The 17,892-nt window shown below is 57.2% G+C and carries 19 protein-coding genes; 4 read left to right on the forward strand and 15 right to left on the reverse strand.

Features of this window, described 5'->3' with window-relative positions; genetic code table 11:
* Nucleotides 1-10 precede the first annotated feature (10 nt).
* Together cysQ and nudE are read right to left on the reverse strand one after the other, a co-directional pair.
* A complete protein-coding gene (gene cysQ / locus BOW52_RS12750; protein WP_078484465.1) occupies nt 11-835 on the reverse strand; it encodes a 3'(2'),5'-bisphosphate nucleotidase CysQ in 825 nt (274 codons plus the stop codon).
* Complete coding sequence (gene nudE / locus BOW52_RS12755) at nt 828-1,373, reverse strand: ADP compounds hydrolase NudE (RefSeq protein WP_078484466.1); 546 nt, start codon at nt 1,371-1,373, stop codon at nt 828-830. Before nudE ends, cysQ begins: the two co-directional genes overlap by 8 nt.
* 103 nt (nt 1,374-1,476) lie before the next feature.
* On the opposite strand from nudE, the gene yrfG reads away from it, so the two are divergent.
* Nucleotides 1,477-2,163, forward strand: a complete 687-nt coding sequence (gene yrfG / locus BOW52_RS12760; protein ID WP_078484467.1) for a GMP/IMP nucleotidase — start codon at nt 1,477-1,479, stop codon at nt 2,161-2,163.
* Nucleotides 2,164-2,314: 151 nt separating this feature from the next.
* Here yrfG and BOW52_RS12765 read toward each other — a convergent pair whose 3' ends face one another.
* From BOW52_RS12765 to gspG, 10 genes are all read right to left on the reverse strand, one after another.
* Nucleotides 2,315-2,731 (reverse strand): YkgJ family cysteine cluster protein, encoded by a 417-nt coding sequence (locus BOW52_RS12765; protein ID WP_078484468.1) that lies wholly within the window; start codon nt 2,729-2,731, stop codon nt 2,315-2,317.
* A gap of 58 nt (nt 2,732-2,789) precedes the next feature.
* The gene (locus tag BOW52_RS12770) at nt 2,790-4,238 is read right to left on the reverse strand and encodes a hypothetical protein (protein ID WP_078484469.1); all 1,449 of its coding nucleotides are present in this window, start codon (nt 4,236-4,238) and stop codon (nt 2,790-2,792) included.
* 72 nt (nt 4,239-4,310) lie between these two features.
* A complete protein-coding gene (locus BOW52_RS12775) occupies nt 4,311-5,081 on the reverse strand; it encodes a type II secretion system protein N (protein WP_078484470.1) in 771 nt (256 codons plus the stop codon).
* Nucleotides 5,078-5,563, reverse strand: coding sequence for a type II secretion system protein GspM (gspM, locus tag BOW52_RS12780; RefSeq protein WP_078484471.1), 486 nt, complete (start codon nt 5,561-5,563; stop codon nt 5,078-5,080). The genes BOW52_RS12775 and gspM overlap by 4 nt, the downstream gene beginning before the upstream one ends.
* Nucleotides 5,560-6,774, reverse strand: a complete 1,215-nt coding sequence (gene gspL / locus BOW52_RS12785) for a type II secretion system protein GspL (RefSeq protein WP_078484472.1) — start codon at nt 6,772-6,774, stop codon at nt 5,560-5,562. The genes gspM and gspL overlap by 4 nt, the downstream gene beginning before the upstream one ends.
* Entirely contained in the window at nt 6,774-7,700 is a 927-nt protein-coding gene (gene gspK, locus BOW52_RS12790; protein WP_172840340.1) for a type II secretion system minor pseudopilin GspK, read from the reverse strand. Before gspK ends, gspL begins: the two co-directional genes overlap by 1 nt.
* A 4-nt stretch (nt 7,701-7,704) precedes the next feature.
* Nucleotides 7,705-8,304 carry a type II secretion system minor pseudopilin GspJ gene (gene gspJ, locus BOW52_RS12795; RefSeq protein ID WP_078484474.1) on the reverse strand — a complete coding sequence of 200 codons (600 nt, stop codon included), beginning with the start codon at nt 8,302-8,304 and terminating at the stop codon, nt 7,705-7,707.
* The gene (gene gspI / locus BOW52_RS12800) at nt 8,301-8,690 is read right to left on the reverse strand and encodes a type II secretion system minor pseudopilin GspI (protein WP_078484475.1); all 390 of its coding nucleotides are present in this window, start codon (nt 8,688-8,690) and stop codon (nt 8,301-8,303) included. Before gspI ends, gspJ begins: the two co-directional genes overlap by 4 nt.
* Nucleotides 8,687-9,232, reverse strand: coding sequence for a type II secretion system minor pseudopilin GspH (gspH, locus tag BOW52_RS12805; protein WP_078484476.1), 546 nt, complete (start codon nt 9,230-9,232; stop codon nt 8,687-8,689). Before gspH ends, gspI begins: the two co-directional genes overlap by 4 nt.
* Nucleotides 9,207-9,674 (reverse strand): type II secretion system major pseudopilin GspG, encoded by a 468-nt coding sequence (gene gspG / locus BOW52_RS12810; RefSeq protein WP_078484477.1) that lies wholly within the window; start codon nt 9,672-9,674, stop codon nt 9,207-9,209. Before gspG ends, gspH begins: the two co-directional genes overlap by 26 nt.
* Nucleotides 9,675-9,750: 76 nt before the next feature.
* Here gspG and rrtA point away from each other — a divergent pair, with 76 nt between their 5' ends.
* From rrtA to BOW52_RS12825, 3 genes are all read left to right on the forward strand, one after another.
* A complete protein-coding gene (gene rrtA / locus BOW52_RS12815; protein ID WP_236725736.1) occupies nt 9,751-10,332 on the forward strand; it encodes a rhombosortase in 582 nt (193 codons plus the stop codon).
* A gap of 51 nt (nt 10,333-10,383) precedes the next feature.
* Nucleotides 10,384-10,833 (forward strand): SH3 domain-containing protein, encoded by a 450-nt coding sequence (locus tag BOW52_RS12820; RefSeq protein ID WP_078484478.1) that lies wholly within the window; start codon nt 10,384-10,386, stop codon nt 10,831-10,833.
* 80 nt (nt 10,834-10,913) lie between these two features.
* On the forward strand, nt 10,914-12,332 hold the full coding sequence (locus BOW52_RS12825; protein ID WP_078484479.1) for a Glu/Leu/Phe/Val family dehydrogenase: 1,419 nt from the start codon (nt 10,914-10,916) through the stop codon (nt 12,330-12,332).
* Between the two features lie 27 nt (nt 12,333-12,359).
* Here BOW52_RS12825 and BOW52_RS12830 read toward each other — a convergent pair whose 3' ends face one another.
* The 3 genes from BOW52_RS12830 to BOW52_RS12840 form a co-directional block, all read right to left on the reverse strand.
* Nucleotides 12,360-15,047, reverse strand: a complete 2,688-nt coding sequence (locus tag BOW52_RS12830; RefSeq protein WP_078484480.1) for a S8 family peptidase — start codon at nt 15,045-15,047, stop codon at nt 12,360-12,362.
* Nucleotides 15,048-15,061: 14 nt separating this feature from the next.
* The gene (locus tag BOW52_RS12835; RefSeq protein ID WP_078484481.1) at nt 15,062-15,415 is read right to left on the reverse strand and encodes a hypothetical protein; all 354 of its coding nucleotides are present in this window, start codon (nt 15,413-15,415) and stop codon (nt 15,062-15,064) included.
* Nucleotides 15,416-15,659: 244 nt separating this feature from the next.
* The gene (locus tag BOW52_RS12840; protein WP_236725737.1) at nt 15,660-17,786 is read right to left on the reverse strand and encodes a S8 family serine peptidase; all 2,127 of its coding nucleotides are present in this window, start codon (nt 17,784-17,786) and stop codon (nt 15,660-15,662) included.
* Nucleotides 17,787-17,892 lie beyond the last annotated feature (106 nt).

The raw sequence follows: 17,892 nt of genomic DNA on the forward strand, positions 1-17,892 counted from the left end.
TTAGAGCCTGTTACGCATTGTCGAGGTACTGCGACCAATCGTGTTGCTCTCCGTATACAAAGAAGTGCGGATTGAGCAGCGAATCCTTGGTGTTATAACGCAGCGGCTGCATGTCGGTTTCGGTCAGCTGACCACCGGCCTCTTCGACCACGCATTGTGCGGCAGCTGTATCCCACTCAGAGGTGGGGCCGAGGCGTGGGTAGAGATGAGCACGACCCTCTGCCACCAGGCACGATTTGAGCGAGCTACCCATGCCGATGATTTCGTATTCACCGATCCGTTCCAGGAAGGCGTTGAGTGAGTCGCCACGATGTGAGCGACTGCCAGCGACCCGAAGCGGACCGTCATTGTGTGATGCGACCTTGATCTGCTCAGGCTCGCCGCCGGGGATCTGCTTGAATGAACCGCCACCCTCCCAGGCGAAGTAGTCGACGCCACTGACCGGTACGTGGATCGAGCCGAGTACTGAGCGGTGGTTGTGGATCAGTGCGATATTGACGGTGAACTCACCGTTACGTTTGATGAACTCGCGGGTGCCGTCGAGCGGATCGACCAGCCAGTAGGTGCTCCATTGGCTGCGTTCGGAGAAGGGGATGTTCGCCTCCTCTTCAGAGAGTAGTGGTATCTCGGGTGTTAGTGCTGCGAGCCCTGCCTTGATGGCACCGTGTGCTGCCATGTCCGCCTGGGTCAGTGGCGACTGGTCTTCTTTCAGTTCAACACTAAATTCGGTGTTGTAGATCTCGATAATGAGACGACCCGCCTCACGTGATAGTTCGGCTACTGGGCCGATCAGTGCCTCGAGATCGAGTGGGCAGGGGGTGTTTGATTCAGACATTGTTGGTCCTTTCGCGTATCAAAAACAGTGCGGCAATGGTGCGCGCCTCGGTGCACTCTTCATGTTGCAGTAGTTGATCGAGTTGGCTCAGTTTCCACGGCACTACCTCAAGCTCCTCGGGTTCGTCACCCTCCATCCGTTTCTCATAGAGCCGTTCGGCCAGCACGATATGGGTGGTGTGCCCCAGATAGCCGGGTGCGAGGGTCAGAGAGGTGACGTGTGTTAGCTGTTCTGCGCCGTAACCTATCTCCTCCATAATCTCGCGATTGGCCGCCTCGACTGGAGGTTCGCCTGCCTCGATGCGCCCCTTTGGAAGGGTCAGTTCGTAACGATCGACACCGGCGGCATATTCGCGCACCAGTAGCACTGTGTCGGCATCGAGCATCGGTACGATCAGTACCGCACCGTGCGGAGAGCCGATCAGACGCTCGTAACTCACCTCGACGCCATTACTAAAACGTAGATCGAGCTGCTCGACTTTGAAGAGTCGAGTGGATGCGATCATGGTGGTACTGAGGACTTCAGGTTTTTTTTGCATCGTCTCGGTTATGGGTGTTGCTGGGCAGCCGACATTGTACATCAGCTCTGAGGCTGGCACAGGTCGGTGGGAGGGTCGATAATAGAGGGCAAAGGAGCCCCTTATGACCAATGCGACCGAACCCGACTGGAGTGCGATCCACACCCTGTTTCTCGACATGGATGGAACGTTGCTCGATCTGCACTTCGATAACTACTTCTGGCAGGAGCATGTGCCGCAGCGATATGCCGAGATCAATGAACTTGAGATCGAGCGGGCGCGTGAATTGCTCTATCCACGTTTTCAGGCTGCCGAGGGGACGATGGAGTGGTACTGCGTCGACTACTGGAGTCAGGAGCTGGGACTCGATATCGCAATGCTCAAAGAGGAGGTCGATCATCTGATCGCGATCCATCCCCACGTGGTCGATTTTCTCGAGGCGCTTGAACGCTCAGGACGTCGCCGTGTGCTGGTAACCAATGCGCATCAGAAGAGCCTGGCGTTAAAGATGGAGAAGACGCAGCTGGCGGGCCACTTCGAAAAAATTATCTGCACCCACGACTTCGGCAAGCCGAAAGAGGAGACCAGCTTCTGGGATGCCTTGCAGGCGGTGGAACCGTTTGAACCAGCCTCAACGCTGTTGATTGATGACAGTCTGCCAGTACTGCGCTCAGCACACAGCTACGGTATTAAACATCTGCTTGCGGTACGTAATCCCGATACCAGGGGAGCGGCGCGGGATACTGCTGACTTCACAGCTCTGGATCACTTCGAATCTCTGTTGGAATTGGCCGAGCGATCACCAGCATAAGAGTAGCGGTGACTAACCGCACGCTCCTCGTGCTGGGGAGGAGGATGTACTGCTGTGAATCGCGGAGAGTGGTGAGCGGCGTTCAGGATTAGACTTCGTTTTATTCGGGCTACGATCCTGTGTGGTTATTTCTAACCGACTCAGGGTCAGGTCAGGCCCACTTCTTGAAACGTTTCTTGCAGTATTTCAGTAGTGATTTGTAGCTGTCGAAATAGAGGTTGAAGCCATCTTCGGCGGGCGCATCAAGTTCGCAGTAATCATTGCTATGGTCGCGGCAGATGCCGGGGCGTTCATGATAGATGCCGCATCGACCATCGCCTTGTAGGTGAAGGCATGGCGAGTCGACCAGTAGTGTCCAGCCATCGTCGTCTTTATAGAATCTGATGTTCTGGTGTGAGATCTGCCACAGCATATGCTGGAAGTCCGCCTTGGAGCGTGGCGTGTCGATCACCTGGGTAATGTAGGTACAACACTTCGAGCCGACGCAAAAACTGCACTTGTTCTCAGGAGTGATCTCCAGCGGTATATCTTTCAACGCTTTTTTCGAACTCTTTTTTGACTTGCCCATGGTGCTGTCCGTTACCTGTGATGTTGTGGAGTATAACGCCCTGTGATGAATTTAATATTTACTTGTGCAGGGTGAACTGATCGAAACGTTGCGTCTGCACCAGACTCGAGCCCGCCTTGGCCTTTACCCGTTGACCGGTGACGGCGGTTAGGTGCAGCTGGCGTCCCTTTTGATAGATGCCCTTGGCAGCAATCATCGTTGTCGGTAGGCCGATCTCAGGCTGCGCCTTTAGGAACAACGATGCCCTGGCCGGTTCATCATCATAGCCACAGTGGGTAGGTGTGGCGTTGCCATCGAGAAAGGCGATGCCGATCTCTATATGGCCGGTACCATCATTTTTTAGCCAACGTACGGTGGCGAGTTGCGGCGGATTGTCATCCGGGACTGGCATGGCGATCACCTCCCCGACGTGTATCTCGACACCGCTGCTGGTTGTACTACTGAGCTGGTTACCTTCGTTGTGTTCATTGACCACGCGCCAGCTTGAGAGCAGGGATTCTCGGTGGCTGGTGAGATAGTCACAGATGCCCTCCAGGCCAACAATCAACGACACATAACGCTCGGCCGATTCACGGGGCAGCTTTCGTTGTTCCTGGCCTCGGTGTTGGCTGGAGAGACGCGCCAGCATCGGTTCGGCCTGTTTTTCATGTCCATTCTCAATGCGCTGTTCCAGCTCATCGAGCAGTGGTCCAATGTCGTAAATTCGCGGCACTTCGGCACGCTCAACATCGCCCTCCTTGCAGCCGCGCGGGGGAGAGTCGCCATTGAGGTCGATCAGAAAGCTGCCCTGACACTTGGCCGCTTCGGCGCTGTCGATGCGGCAGAGTGGTGCCAGTTCTAGATAGGCCTGAAACAGTGGCAGCAGCTCATTCTCGCCGAGTCGGAATGGATCACTGATGGTCAGTAACATCACTCGTTTGTAGAGATTGGCGGTGGTGCTACTGTCGCGTCGTCCGATCGCCGGAGTGTTCTCGCAGCCACTCTGTTCAGCATAGTAGTAGAGTTGGTGCAGCTCGAGTAGAGCGAAGGGTGGCACCGGTCCGTAGTAGCGGTAGGTGTGCAGCAGTCCGAGGGTGATCTGTTCCATGCTGCGAAAGATCGCCAGTAGCAGTAGCTTATCCTTGCTGGGTACGAGCTTGTTGCGATAACCCTCCATCACTACCAGTTTGTACCCGTCAGCCAGGGTGGCGAAAAGCAGTCCCACCTGGTCGATAAACTCATTCTGCTCGTCACTCTGCTGAATCTGTTTAATCAACTGCTTGATATCGACAGCGCTGAAGAGTCGTTCGACAGGTTTACGATAGAGTTCAAGCAGGTTGATACGCTGTTTGATCGGCATCTTCTGTGCGTTAAATGCCTCGAGTCGCTCTCTGATCTGCCTGGCGGTGTCACTGTAGTTGAATAGTGGCAGTTCGTTGAGCCAGCGATTGAGCGCCCGCTCCTTGAGATCGACCGAGGGGTCGTCGTAGTTGTGCTGGTCGGGGGTTGTTAGCAGTAACAGAGACATAGGGTGATCGGTCTATGTAGAGCGTTGGTCTCTTATCTATGGTGCGGTGTGGGTCAATGTGGAGGCTTAATACTAGAGTGTCAGAGGAAGCTGGGGAAGCCTACCACTGAGATTGATTGCTGCACGGTTACTGTTGCCTCGTGCGCCAAGCATTGAGAGTAGCTGCTGCAGGTCGAGACGCTGCTGGTTGCGTAGATTGAGATTACCGTTCAGCCGGTAGTTCATCTTAGCGTCGATGGTGATCTTGAGGTTGGTCTGCAGATCCCCCCCGAGATCGCTGATATCGATCTGCAGTCCCTGCTCATTTGTTGCAAATGTCGCCTTGAGATCACCCAGTGCGACCGGTTGTGCCAGACTGAAGCTGGCGTCACGCCAGATCAGTTCTCCTGTCAGTGATTTAATCTGTTTTCCAGCAAGGCGTGCCTGTGTTAGCCGTAGTTCAAGTTTGCCGGTGGGTTTCACGGCTGCGGCCATCGGTGGGAGGGGTAGCTGTGCCAGCGAGCTGATAGCGGTGAGACCATCAATGCCAACGAGTTGCTCGGCATCGATTGAGAGCAGACCTTCGCCCTTCACTAGTCGACTCTTGATCTGGGTATTGAAGCCTATCCGTCCGGATAGAAGTGCAGTGGGCGCATAACACCACTCAACGTTCTCCAGAGTGGTGTTATCGATACGGACCGATGCCGCATTTCCCGACCAGAGTGTGCCGCCTGGAGTGTGCAGCTTGAGCTGCGGTAGGTGAGCGCCAAACCAGCCATTAAGGTGTGTGGCAGGCAGTGTGATCACCAGCATTAATAGATAGGCCCCAACGGCGAGACCGAGGTAACGAAGTAGCGGCTTCATGGTGCGCGACGCTGCAGGGTCAGACGTGCGTTGACGATCCCGGCGCTCTCCTGCCTGTCGATCTGTAGCGTGGCGATGGTGATACCGTAACGGCTTTGCAACTCGCCGAGCCAGTGCATCAAGATGTCGAAGCGGCTCTGCTCGAGCCAGACACGCACACTTGTATCGCTGTCGGGTTGTAATCGCTTGATCTGAGATCCCAACTTGCGCAGTTTGGCAGTGCGATCGGTGAGCGAGAGTAGTGATTCGTTACTTCCCTGGGGCGTCGTTGTGCGACCACGCAGCGACGCCGCCTCGAGACGTGCCTGCTCCATCCAGTTAAGGGTGTCGCGCTGCTGCTCAACGCGCTGTTGAAGACGTGTGTTGCTCTTCTGGTAGGGCTCCCAGACCAGCGCATAGAGCGCTAGTGCGAGTAGCGCTACAGCGCCAAACATCAGCATGCGGCGTTCTCGTGCCTCTAGCCCACTCCACCACTGACTCATGAGCCGCTCCTGATGCGCAGACGACCCTCAATGCGACCATTGCGTGAGGTAGCGGAGGCGATCTCGACATTGAGTGATGTGTCGTTATCGAGCTGCTGCTTGAGTTGATCGATCAGCTGCAGGTTCTCAGCGCGCAGGTCGAGCTCCAGTGTGCCGTTACGATAATTGATGGTCTCGATTGAGACGCCATCCAGTTGCTGGATACGCTCTCCGCTTTTCTCCAGTAGCGGTAGTGCGCCGCTGCTACTGGCGCTGCGCTGGCGCAGCTTGACCAGCTTCTGCTCCATTAGCGCCTTCTCTCTTCCGGTTACAAGCTTGCTCTTTGGAAAGGCCTCGAGATAGATCTGTTCGATTTGCTGCTGGTTGTTTTTGCTCTCATCCTGCAGCGCCTGATAGTCACCGATGGTGGCGGTGCCACTCAGGGACAATGCGATCATTAACATCGCGGCGCTGGGAATCCACGGCTTGAGGTTGCGCCCCATTTGTTCACGACGACTGAACTCACCCTGCAGCAGCTCAATCGGTGTTGTGGCCAGGTAGCCTCTGGCATACAGAGGCAGGGTGCCGTCGGCCAGCTGTTTAACGACGAGCTCAATATTGGCGAAGTGGGGCAGAGGAGTGGCCTGACTGCGAAGATCGCTGACCATGATCTGTGCGGGCGGATTCTCTCCCATCTCATCTATGGCGAGTTGTAACACCCTGTCGAGATTGTCAGGGTCGATAGCATAGCCACGGAGGGTGCCACTGCGCAGCAGTGCGCGACGATCATCCAGTAGCAGGTGCCATGTATCCCCATCAAGCGGGAGTAGTTGTGGCTCGGCGACGATCGAGGTGAGAGTCAGGCCGTGTGCGGCGAACTGCTGCTGCCAGTCGATGAGTCTCGATTTGGCAATCACGGCAACCGGCAACGGTGCGTTACCGGTGGGGCGAGGATAGGCGAAGTGGAGCAGCTCGACCTCTTCGCTTAGCTGCTCCTCCATCGCAAAGGGGAGCGCCTGCTGCAACTGCTGGCGACTACGAGTGGGGATTGAGACCTCTGTTAGTAGTAGCGACTCGGCGGGTGCAATCAGGGTGAGGCGGGTGGTGCCGGCGTGACGTGCCAGTTCACTGAATGTGCCGTGTTGCGGCAGGCTGGCACGGCCACCACGATCGAGCGTGACCCAGTGAAGCGCATCTTCACCCTCGAGCTGTAGCAGGATGGTCGGCTCCATCAGTACTCTCCCCGACTGCGCATCAAGATGGCCACCGAACCGTTAGTGGGTCGCTGTACAAGGGTGTGGTGAAGGAGTCGGCTTCGACCGATTTCGCTTTGGCTGTGGATCATGAAGTAGTCTGTGGTCACACCGAGGCCGTTGCCGTCGATTTCGCGTCCTGCAAAGGCCTTATCTTGCAGGAATTGAGCGGTAGTGGCAAAGGCGTTTTCATCCCTTGTCTCGATCAGCGAATCGATGTCACTGCGCTCAAGATCATCGGCCAGGGTCAGCAGAATTTCATCGGGTGCGGTGTTTATATTGATCTTGCTCGGTTGCGGTAGTGCGGTGATGTAGGGGCGCAGGGCCCTAATGTTGTCGGTATCAAAACCGCGGATCAGTCGCAGCTCGCTGATCGAGCCGATCTCCCGGTTGGCGGTGCGGTAGGCGGGTTGCAGACCGAGGTAGTAGTCATCCTCCGCACCATCGGGATAGCGCGGATTGATGTCTTCATCGATCCAGTCGGTGACCGCCTGTAGCAGCGCAGCTTCGAGACCGAGCTGTTTTAGCAGTCGCTCAAAGCGTTTGCGCGCCAGTTCACCACGCGCCTCCCTGGCAATGAGGTTGTTGAGATTAAAACGCCCCTGCAGCTCCTCAATGTTGCCGGAGATGTATCCCCCTTCGACCTCCATCGGCGGCAGGATGGTGGCCCAGTCATCACTGAGGCTATCGGTCTTATTTTCACCACGATCCTTCAACAGTTGATTGATACCCCACGCCTCAGCACCGAGTGCGTAGTGGCGGGTCTGATCGCTATGGATCATATTGGCAGTGCGACGAATATCGAGCTGCTGGCGGGTGACCATCGCCGTTGCAGCGGTGGCGGCCAACGCCACCACCAGTAGGGCGGTGATCAGTGCCACGCCGCGCTGTCGGTATAGGTCCAACACCCTAGCCCCCTACCCGGAAGAGTCGGCTGATACGCCCGTAGTCTTCGGTCTCAATGATGACCTCAATGGCGAGGGGGCGGGGCGTGGTGGCTGCACCGATCTGTGTGGGTGGCCAGCTCTGTTGCCACTCACGTTTATCATCCATCACCCGTAGTGAGATCTGTTCGATACCATCGCTCAGTTCGATCTCAACCGCCTCGCTGTCGGGCGCGCGGTCGAGTACCCGCCAGTGGTGACGGCGCAGGCGCTGCTCATCGAAGCTGTAGGCGACACGCTGCAGCGCGCTGCGTGGGAGGTTGGCTGGGTTTCGCCGACCGCTGCGGGTCAGCTCCAGCAGTGCACCGTCGCTACTGTAGATCTGCAGGGCTGGCAGGCTATCGCCGTATGCACCGCGCACCGGACGTTCGACTGCCTGTTCGATATCGCGTTCCAGATAGCGAAACAGCTTTTGAAGCTGCTGGAGTCGATCGGCCTGTCGTTCGGTATGTTCATGACTCTCCAACACCGAGGCGAGTCCGCCGTAGGCGAGCACCGAGAGGGTGGCGAAGATCGCAATCGCGACCATCAATTCCAGCAGTGTAAAACCGTGCTGCCGCTTCATTGGGTGATCTTCTCGGTTGGACGGGTCAGCAGGGTGACCACGCGTGCCAGCGACGAGTCACTCTCCTTGTTGAGACGTACCTCGATCTCAATCCGTTTCAGGTCTCTGTCGGCGGTGGGGTGGACGGCCATTTGCCAGTGCCACTCCAGATCGGCCGGCTCGCTCTCACCCTTCTGGGTACGGTTCTCCGGCCAGGCGTTGGCAAGCTGCAGTTCGTTGGCCTTATTACTGGCGACCCAGTGTGCGAGTGTCTTGTCGCGCAGGTGGGAGAGGGTGTTGGCACTCTGTCCGCCGCTCTGGATCAGGGCACCGAGTGCCACCGCCAGGATCGACAGTGCGACCAGTACCTCGAGCAGGGTGAAGCCGCGTTGATTTCTTCGTGTCACTCCTCACCTCGTTGCAGTGAGAGCTGGCCGATGGCGTTGGCGCTGATCAGATAGTGCTGCTCGCTGTCGAACAGTTGTAGCTTCAGTTCAAAGGGGGCGATCTCACCATCGGAGAGCAGCAGGAGTTGCGGTTGCGGATCGTCCCCTGCTTCGAGTGCCACCTCAAGGCCATCGAGATAGAGTGTTGCCTCTATATCTTCGGGGAGGGTGCGGGGTCGTAGGGTGTCATCCTCCAGGGCGACCCAGTTCTCCAGATCGAGCTGCAGAAAACGGTAACCCTCAGCGCTGATTTCCACCCCCAGCTCCCTCGAGCCGAGTACCGCCTCCTCGGAGGCGAGTTCCAGCAGCGCGGTAATACGCTGCGCCTCCCGCTTAACCCGATCATCACCACTGCTGTTGAGCGATAGGGAGGCGAAGCTGAGCAGGATGCCGATAATCACCAGCACCACCATCAGCTCCAGCAGGGTAAAGCCGTTTTTACGGCCATGTGGGTAGGGTTGGGGCAGGCGGAGCGCCTTACTCCCAGTTGCCGATGTCGGCATCGTTCCCTTCGCCGTCAGGTTGGTTGTCGGCACCGTAGGAGAAGATGTCGATCTCCGCGTTGCGTACACCGGGGTTCAGGTACTGGTAGTCACTACCCCAGGGATCCTGTGGCAGGCGAGCAATATAGCCCCCCGATTTCCAGTTTCGCGGTTCGGGTGAGTCACTCGGTTTGCTGACCAGTGCATCGAGTCCCTGGTCGGTGGTGGGGTAGTGGTGATTGTCGAGTCTGTATCTGTCTAGAGCTGTTTCAAGGCTGCGAATATCAAATTGAGCCTTGGTTTTTTTTGCCGCATCAGGTTCATCCATGATCTTAGGTATAACCACAGAGGCGAGAATGCCGAGGATGACCACCACCACCAATATCTCAATCAAGGTGAAACCGTGCTGCTTCCGTTGCACGGGGAACTCTCGGTTGCCCTCTGTTATTCTCACTGTCAACATTCCAATTTCCAACTGTTTTGAGTCGGCTCATCATAGCCAATTACCCTGTGTTTTTCATGACCATAAGAGAGATTGTGTGAACCAGTTTCCACTAAAGGTGATAAGACGCTGGCAGTGGGCGCTCTGGGTAGCGCTACCAGCACTGATGATCGCCCTGATTGGCGAGAGTGCAGTGGAGCTGCTGCGCTACGATCGGGGCGCGATTCTCGCGGGGGAGTGGTGGCGGTTGATCAGCGGTCATTGGGTCCATCTCAACATCATGCATCTGTTGCTCAACCTCGCCGGCCTGTTATTGGTAGCGATCCTCTTCGATCGCGCCCTGCCGATACGCAGCTGGTTACTATTGGTGCTGCTCTCAGCTCCGCTGGTTTCGATCGCCCTGCTGCAATTCGATCGGGAGCTGATCCACTATGTGGGTCTCTCCGGTCTGCTGCACGGCCTGTTTGTGGCCGGAGCTCTCGTCTCGATCGGTCGGATGCGTGTCGAGTCGATGGGGCTGTTGCTGGCGATTGCAGCCAAGCTCGCCTGGGAGCAGTTCAATGGCGCTACGCCCGGTACCGCAGAGCTGGTCGGTGGTCGGGTGATCGTCAATGCACACCTCTATGGTGCGATTTCGGGGCTGCTGCTGATCGGGTTATTACGTAGACAAACACGATAGCGACGGTGGTAATCTAGTGACTAACTTCAAAGTAACCCAACCACATAAGAGATGATGAGAGAGAGAGACAACCGAATCGATCCCCGCGAGCTGCCCGAGGATATGGGGTTGGCGGTCGAGCCGAAGCGTAGAAAACCGAAACCCAGGCCTGAGCAGAGCAAGACCTGGCTTAAGGTCACAGGCGCTCTGGTAGCGCTGTTTGTGCTCAGTTCGGTGATCTACAACTGGAGCGGTGAGAGTGAAACGCCTGAGTCGAGCGAGAGTGCGCAGGGTAAGTCTGAGCCGCTACCTGAGCCAGCTGTTGATCATCGCGAACAGCGTTGGGTGCATGAGCGGGTCAATATGCGCGGCGGTGCGGGAACCAGTCATGCGGTGATCGAGACCCTGGCTGTAGGCTCGCAGTTGGCGGTGATCAGCCAGTCGGGTCGCTGGTCAAAGGTCGAGACCGAGAGCGGTCTGGTTGGCTACATCTATAGCCCGCTGTTAAAACGCGAGCGGTAGAACGAAATGCTTTGAGCTATAAGTATCAGAAGAAGGCGATAAAAAAAGCCACCTTACTCATCCTTCCCTAAGGAGATGTTATGGCAGTCGAACAAGAACCCACCTTCCGTGAAAGTGTCGACCTGATGGTCGACCGCGCCCTGGCAACGATGGATCTCGATGCGGGGACACAGCAGGCGATCAAGTCGTGTAACTCTGTTATTCAAATTCGCTTTCCAGTAAAGATTAAAGGTGAGATTGAGGTCTTTACCGGCTGGCGAGCCGTTCACAGTAACCACCGGTTGCCGGTCAAGGGTGGTATTCGCTATGCGTCCTACGCCGACCAGGATGAGGTGGAGGCGCTAGCTGCGCTGATGACCTACAAGTGTGCGATTGTCGATGTCCCGTTTGGCGGATCCAAGGGTGCGCTGCAGATCGATCCAAGTAAGTATGACCGCGATGCCCTCGAACAGATCACCCGTCGCTTTACCCTGGAACTGGTGCGAAAGGGTTATCTCAGTCCCTCAGAGAATGTACCGGCACCCGATGTTGGTACCGGTCAGCGTGAGATGGCGTGGATGGCAGACACCTATAAACACCTCCATCCCGAAGATATTAACTACATGGCCTGTGTGACCGGCAAGCCGGTCAACCACGGGGGTATCCGTGGTCGAGTCGAGGCGACTGGGCGCGGTGTTGAGTATGCGCTGCAGGAATTCTTCCGCCATCCTGCCGATGTTGGTCATGCCGGGATGAGCGGTACGCTTGAGGGGAAGCGGATTATCGTGCAGGGGCTGGGTAATGTCGGCTACCACGCCGCCAAGTTTCTCAGCGAAGATGATGGTGCGTTGATCACGGCGATCATCGAGCGTGATGGTGCATTGATTAACGATAAAGGCCTCAAAGTTGAGGCGGTCTATCAGTACATCCAGGAGCACGGCACCATCAAGGGTTACCCGGATGCGAGCTTCGAGGCTGATGGAAAGGTGGTGCTGGAGAAGAGTTGTGACATTCTGATCCCTGCGGCGCTTGAGGGTCAGATCACGGTGGAGAACGCAGCGCGGATCGATACCAAGCTGATCGCGGAAGCGGCCAATGGCCCGGTTACCTTTGGTGCAGATGCGATTCTGCGTGAACGCGGTATCACCATCATGCCCGATGCCTACGTCAATGCGGGCGGTGTCACCGTCTCCTACTTCGAGTGGATCCGAAATATCTCCCATATCCGTTTCGGTCGCATGCAGCGGCGTCAGGATGAGATGCGCGGTCACCAAATCGCCAATCTGCTTGAAGAGGTCACCGGCTTCTCAATCTCCGATAAGGTTAAAAAAGATGTGACGAGTGGTGCCAGCGAGGTCGATCTGGTCCGCTCAGGCCTGGATGACACCATGCGCCTCGCCTACCAGTCGATGCGTGAGAAGATGCTTGAAAATGGGCGGGTCAACGACCTGCGCACAGCCGCCTATGTTGTGGCGCTGGAGAAGGTGTCACGTTCCTATCTCGATATCGGTGTCTATTGATTGCGAGCAGCGCAATTACACCAGAGCCTAACGACGAAAGAGCCTCAAACAGAGCAGCGCTAGCAGGGCCGAGAGGCTCAGCGAGCCACCACCGCTACTGCTGCCCCCACCACTAACCGTTGATCGATCAGGTGATGCCTCGACCGTGATGGTCACCTGCTGGCTATCTGAGTAACTGCTGTTGCCGCTATCGGTAGCGATAAAGGTGATTCGATGGATACCGACCAGAGAGAAGGTCGGGCTCCAGCTGAAGTCGGCCGTACCGTCACCATTATCGGTCAGTGTTGCAGTGCTCGGTAAACTGGTGGCAGTAAGTAGAGGGTCGCTCCCATCGCTGTCGGTGGCACTGATACTGAAACTCAAGGTCTCTCCCTCGATTACCGTCTGATTGTCGATGCTGGCTAGTACCGGTGCTACCTCGGCCTCAACGCTGATGGTGATGGTCTGGCTGTCGGTTAGCCCTGAGTCGTTTCGATCGGTGGCGATGAAGGTAATGGAGTGGTCGCCGGTCTGACTGGGCGATGGAGTCCATAGGAAGTAGGCCGTTCCCTCATCATTGTCGAGCAGCGTTGCGCCACTGGGCAACCCCGTGGCGGTAAGCAGTGGATCGGTGCCATCGGTATCAGTGCCGGAGATCGAGAAGCTGAGTTGTTCGCCTTCCATTACCGATTGGTCGTCGATCGTGTTGAGGGTCGGCGCAACATCGCCAACAACGCTGAAGGTGACAGTCTGGCTGTCGGATGAACCGCTATCGTTACGGTCGGTGGCGGTGAAGGTGATGTCGTGATCACCGATCTGGCCCGAGGTCGGTGCCCAGGAGAAGTCAGCGGTACCATCATCGTTGTCACCAAAGGTGGCGCCGGTAGGGAGAGTGGCTGCGGTCATGATCGGGTCAGAGCCGTCACTATCAGTTGCGGTGATGGTTAGTGTGTTGGTATCGCCGACGACGATGGTTTGGTTTTCAATGGTGAAGAGAGTCGGTGTGCTGACATTGTTAATGTTGATGATGACGGTGTCGGTATCGGTGCGTGACTCATCGTCGGTCACGGTCAGTTCAAAAGTGAGTGAGCCGGAGCTGTTCGGAATGGTCACGGTTGGTGTTGCGGTGGTGCTACCGGTGATAGTGGCGGTGGTGCCTGCGGTCTGGCTCCAGCTAAAGGCCGTTACACAGTCATCGGCTACCGAACCACTCAATTGAATCTCGTCTGTTGGATCACCTGCCGTGTCACTTCCGGCATCGGCGGTGGGGTCGGTCGCGGGGCGAGCGCAGCCGACTGCTGCATAGGCGTTGAGGATGCCCGCTCCACAGGTTGAGGTAGTGCAGTCATCGCCAGTACCGGTGGGAAAGATTCGAGCTGAATCTTTTAGTTTCTGTTCAATTTCGGTAGGCGTCAGTGTCGCATCAACGGCGAGCATTAACGCGGCTACACCCGAGACATGTGGCGTGGCCATGCTAGTACCGCTGTAGTATGCGTAAGAGTCGCTGCTATTCGCTGTGGTTGAGCCACTATCAAGAGTGGAGTAAACACTAGAGCCGGGAGCGGCGATGTCGATAAGCGCGCCGAAGTTGCTGTAGCTGGCAAGGCCGCCAGTACGGTCGACCGCAGCAACGGCTACCACGCCATCGCAGTTGGCAGGGGCACTGTTGCTGACGTTACCGCTATCATTACCAGCCGCTGCAACGATTACAGTGCCTGCTGCGGTGACGGCATCAACCGTGTTTTGCTCCGATGTGCTACAGCTGCCAGAGCCACCCAGGCTGAGGTTGATGACCTTGGCGGGGTTTGGATTGTCGCTGACACCTGGGACCGAAATGCCTGCGGCCCAGCTCATGCCGTCAATGATGTCAGAGGTGTATCCGCCACATTTACCCAGTACGCGGATGGGAAGTAGTTTTCCGGTCCAGTCGACTCCGGCTACGCCTTTGCTGTTGTCTGAATCTGCGGCGATAGTGCCAGCGACGTGGGTGCCGTGCCATGAACTGCTTTCTACATCACATCCAAAGAGGACACTGCCACCATCAATACTCTCTGCGTTACTGACCCAGTCGCCCGGGTCGGTTGGGTCTGCATCGCGGGCATCACCATCGTTGGCGGTGGTGTAATCACCCGCGCCATCTTCATCGACGAAATCGTATCCCGGCAGCACGCGGTCGTCGTCATCGTTGATATTGCCATCGGCAACGATGTCGGTGTGAGGTAGTAAGCCGGTATCGATGACTGCAGTGATGACTGAAGCGCTACCGGTGGTGATGTCCCAAGCCTTCTCAAGATTGGCTGAACCCGGTTCGCTGTCATCGATGACATCGTGCAGAGGCCACTGATCGTCGTAGCGAGTGTCGTCGGGTTCTGCCATTGGGAAGCGGATGTAGTCGGGCTCAACATACTCAACCTCGGGATCAAATTGTATGCGTTGAGCGATCATTCTTACATCGTAGATAGAGAGGTGTCTGGGTAGGCGAATGACCTCAGATCTGCCCGACATGCGTCGGTGATGTTTGATGGTGTTGCCAGCACGTACGGCGAGTCGACTGATGCGGTCGCTATTCAGTGCGCGCCGTTTTCCATCGCTTTCGGGGCGTAGTTTGACGATTAAACGGTCGGTGTGATCACCAAGCAGCAACCTGCGGGCATCCTGATACTTTCCGCCAGCTGTGGCAGAAGTAGTGAGGGTGCAAAGCAGGACCGGTAAAACGATCCGGGTGACTGTTTTCATCGACTATCCATCGGTTACTTCGCGGTTTTACGTCGAGCATCCAGCTCGGCATAGATTGTGTCTTCTCGGTTGTTGAGTCTCTCGATGAGGCGGTTCAGGTGCGCCATGTCGGTCAGACTGCCCGCATAGAGCAGATGAGCGCCACCCGATGTTGCTCGTATATATTTAAGTGTCGCTTCGGTACCTTCACCCAGCTGTGCCATATAGGCGTTATCGGCAGGTGCAGCCACCTCTGGAGTGAATTTAATGATAATACGCGCGCTTAGATCACCGTTCGCGGGTTTGTCGACGACACACCCCGTCATTAGCAGCGTCAGAAATAGTATTGCTGCAGCCAGGAGTCGATTGAATTGATTGTGGTATTTCATGGCGAGGCGCCTTTGGGTTGCTTTGTTACCCCCGGTTATAGCGCCCAGGCCGGATGGTAACAATCGCCCGTCACTCAGAGTGTGAACTACCGCACATCACTGTACCAGCTGATTGAGATCGAAGGTCGGCAGCACGATACTGCCCATCAGCAGAATTAGCAGCGTCTCGAAGATGTCGAGCAGCCCAGCGATCACCGTCTCATCGATATTGCGGTGCGGTGGGGCTGATTACACGCTCGCTTTGCTAACGCACTTTCAGGCGGCGTGAGAGCATGGCGAGGAAGACGAAGAGAGGAAGTAGACCGAGACTACCGCCACCACCTCCGCTTGAGCCTGATGAGGTGTTCGAAACCGTCACGGTGATCGTCTGTCTGTCGATCAGAGCGTTGTTGCTACGGTCGGTGGCGGTGAAGATGATCTCGTGACTCCCTCCCTGATCAGAACCCGGTGTCCAGTTGAAGTTTGCGCTGCCGTCGTGGTTGTCATCGTAGGTCGCTCCTAATGGGAGGTCGCTGACGGTGAGTCGCGGATTGCTGCCGTCGACGTCGCTGGCGGTGACGGTAAATTCGAGCATAGTGCCCGCAGAAGCGTTTCGGTTGGATAGGGTGGTGAGGATCGGCGCGGCGTTCTCGACGGTGATGGTGAAGCGCTCGTAGTCGACCAGCGAATGATCATCGCCGTCGGTGGCGATGACGATTACATTGTAGCTGCTGTCATTGTTGGTCTCATTGGAGTTGAGAGTAATGGTTGCTGAGCCGTTGCCGCCAGCGCTAAAGAGGGCGTTGGTGGGCTGCCCCGCAGCGACGATTATCGGTGCTGTGGTGCCGCTGTAGTCGACGCTGATCGGGATGTTGAGATTGTCGCCACTGGTGATGGTGTGGTCGGCGAGCGGTGCGATTAGCGGCTTGTCTCGTGTGTAGATCAGTGCCTGATGGGCATCGAGAATACCTTCGCCGCAGAGCGGGGTATGGCAATCGCCACCGGCGCTGCCGGTACCGAGGGGGAAGGTACGCGCGGTTGAGGTGAGAATCGTCTCGACCTCCGATGGCAGGAGGGTCGGGTCGATGGCGAACATCAGTGCGGCAACACCGGCGACGTGGGGGGTGGCCATGCTGGTACCGACATAGCCGAGGTAACTGTTGTCGTTATTGGCTGTGGTGGTGCCGCCGTCGAGTGTGGAGAGAATCTCGTTGGTATCACCGCCGGGGGCGGCGATGTCGATCAGGGTGCCGTAGTTGCTGTAACTGGCCAGACCGCCGGCGCGGTCGACGGCGGCGACCGCGATCACATCGTTGCAGTTGGCGGGGGCGCTGATGCTGACGTCCCATGCGTCGTTGCCTGCTGCCACCACCACGACCGCACCGGCGGCGGTGACCGCGTCGATGGTGTTCTGCTCGGTGGTGCTGCAGTCGCCGTAACCACCGAGACTGAGGTTGAGCACCTTGGCGGGGTTGGCGTTGTCGGGCACCCCGGGGACGGAGAGGCCGGCCGCCCAGCGCATGCCGTCGGTGATGTCGGAGTTGTAGCCGCCGCATTTACCGAGCACGCGCACTGGCAGCAGCTTGCCCACCCAGTCGACGCCGGCAACACCGCTGTTATTGTCGCTGTCGGCGGCGATGGTGCCGGCGACGTGGGTGCCGTGCCAGGAGCTATCCGCGACGAAACAGCCGAAGAGGCTGCTCTCGGCGTCACTGCTCTCGGCGTTGGTTACCCAGTCGCCCGGGTCGGTCGGGTCGGTGTCGCGGCCGTCGCCATCATTGGCGGAGGTGTCATCGCTGACGAAGTCGTCATAGTCGACGAAGTCGTAGCCGGGTACGACGCGGTCATCGCCGTCGTTGATGTTGCCGTCGGCGACGATGTCGGTATGGGGCAGCAGGCCGGTATCGAGTACTGCCGTCACTACCGAGGCGCTACCGGTGGTGATGTCCCACGCCTTTTCCAGGTTGGCCGAGCCCGGTTCGCTATCGTCGGTGACATCGTGCAGATGCCACTGTTCGTCGTAGTGTGTGTCGTCGGGGGTGGCCATCGGGTAGCGGATGTAGTCGGGTTCGACGTAGTCGACATCGGGGTCTTCGGCGATCGAGGCTGCGAATGTCTTGACCGTGTCGATGGTGTAGTGTGCAGGAAGCCGTACCACCTCGGCGCGACCAGACATGCGCCGGTGTGGTGTTAGTGTGATCCCTGCAAGGCCGGAGAGGCGGCTAACTCGATCGTGATTGAGCGCTGTGCGCTTGTCGCCCTGCGTGTCGTGGAGCTTGATGATTAATCGATCGGTGTGGCGACTGCCTCCCGCTTCGCGCTCCGCAGCCACGCCGGGGTTTGTTAGCGCCAGTAGTGCAAGCGACAGCGTTGCGCCAATCAAATGTTTCACAATCACGTCCATCGCTGACCGCCATGGATAGCGAAGCGAAGGCGGTTAGTCCGCGATAGTCGACGCCGTCTGCCTATTCGTAGTTGAGAGCGGGAGCGAACGACGA

Origin of the sequence: Solemya pervernicosa gill symbiont (genome assembly GCF_002020875.1) — a bacterium.
In the GTDB taxonomy this organism is placed as follows: Bacteria; Pseudomonadota; Gammaproteobacteria.

Excerpts from the sequence above, each read along its gene's own strand:
- cysQ (WP_078484465.1), bottom strand. The coding sequence starts at position 835 with ATGTCTGAATCAAACACCCCCTGCCCACTCGATCTCGAGGCACTGATC.
- nudE (WP_078484466.1), bottom strand. The coding sequence starts at position 1,373 with ATGCAAAAAAAACCTGAAGTCCTCAGTACCACCATGATCGCATCCACT.
- yrfG (WP_078484467.1), top strand. The coding sequence starts at position 1,477 with ATGACCAATGCGACCGAACCCGACTGGAGTGCGATCCACACCCTGTTT.
- BOW52_RS12765 (WP_078484468.1), bottom strand. The coding sequence starts at position 2,731 with ATGGGCAAGTCAAAAAAGAGTTCGAAAAAAGCGTTGAAAGATATACCG.
- BOW52_RS12770 (WP_078484469.1), bottom strand. The coding sequence starts at position 4,238 with ATGTCTCTGTTACTGCTAACAACCCCCGACCAGCACAACTACGACGAC.
- BOW52_RS12775 (WP_078484470.1), bottom strand. The coding sequence starts at position 5,081 with ATGAAGCCGCTACTTCGTTACCTCGGTCTCGCCGTTGGGGCCTATCTA.
- gspM (WP_078484471.1), bottom strand. The coding sequence starts at position 5,563 with ATGAGTCAGTGGTGGAGTGGGCTAGAGGCACGAGAACGCCGCATGCTG.
- gspL (WP_078484472.1), bottom strand. The coding sequence starts at position 6,774 with ATGGAGCCGACCATCCTGCTACAGCTCGAGGGTGAAGATGCGCTTCAC.
- gspJ (WP_078484474.1), bottom strand. The coding sequence starts at position 8,304 with ATGAAGCGGCAGCACGGTTTTACACTGCTGGAATTGATGGTCGCGATT.
- gspH (WP_078484476.1), bottom strand. The coding sequence starts at position 9,232 with ATGCCGACATCGGCAACTGGGAGTAAGGCGCTCCGCCTGCCCCAACCC.
- gspG (WP_078484477.1), bottom strand. The coding sequence starts at position 9,674 with ATGTTGACAGTGAGAATAACAGAGGGCAACCGAGAGTTCCCCGTGCAA.
- BOW52_RS12820 (WP_078484478.1), top strand. The coding sequence starts at position 10,384 with ATGATGAGAGAGAGAGACAACCGAATCGATCCCCGCGAGCTGCCCGAG.
- BOW52_RS12825 (WP_078484479.1), top strand. The coding sequence starts at position 10,914 with ATGGCAGTCGAACAAGAACCCACCTTCCGTGAAAGTGTCGACCTGATG.
- BOW52_RS12830 (WP_078484480.1), bottom strand. The coding sequence starts at position 15,047 with ATGAAAACAGTCACCCGGATCGTTTTACCGGTCCTGCTTTGCACCCTC.
- BOW52_RS12835 (WP_078484481.1), bottom strand. The coding sequence starts at position 15,415 with ATGAAATACCACAATCAATTCAATCGACTCCTGGCTGCAGCAATACTA.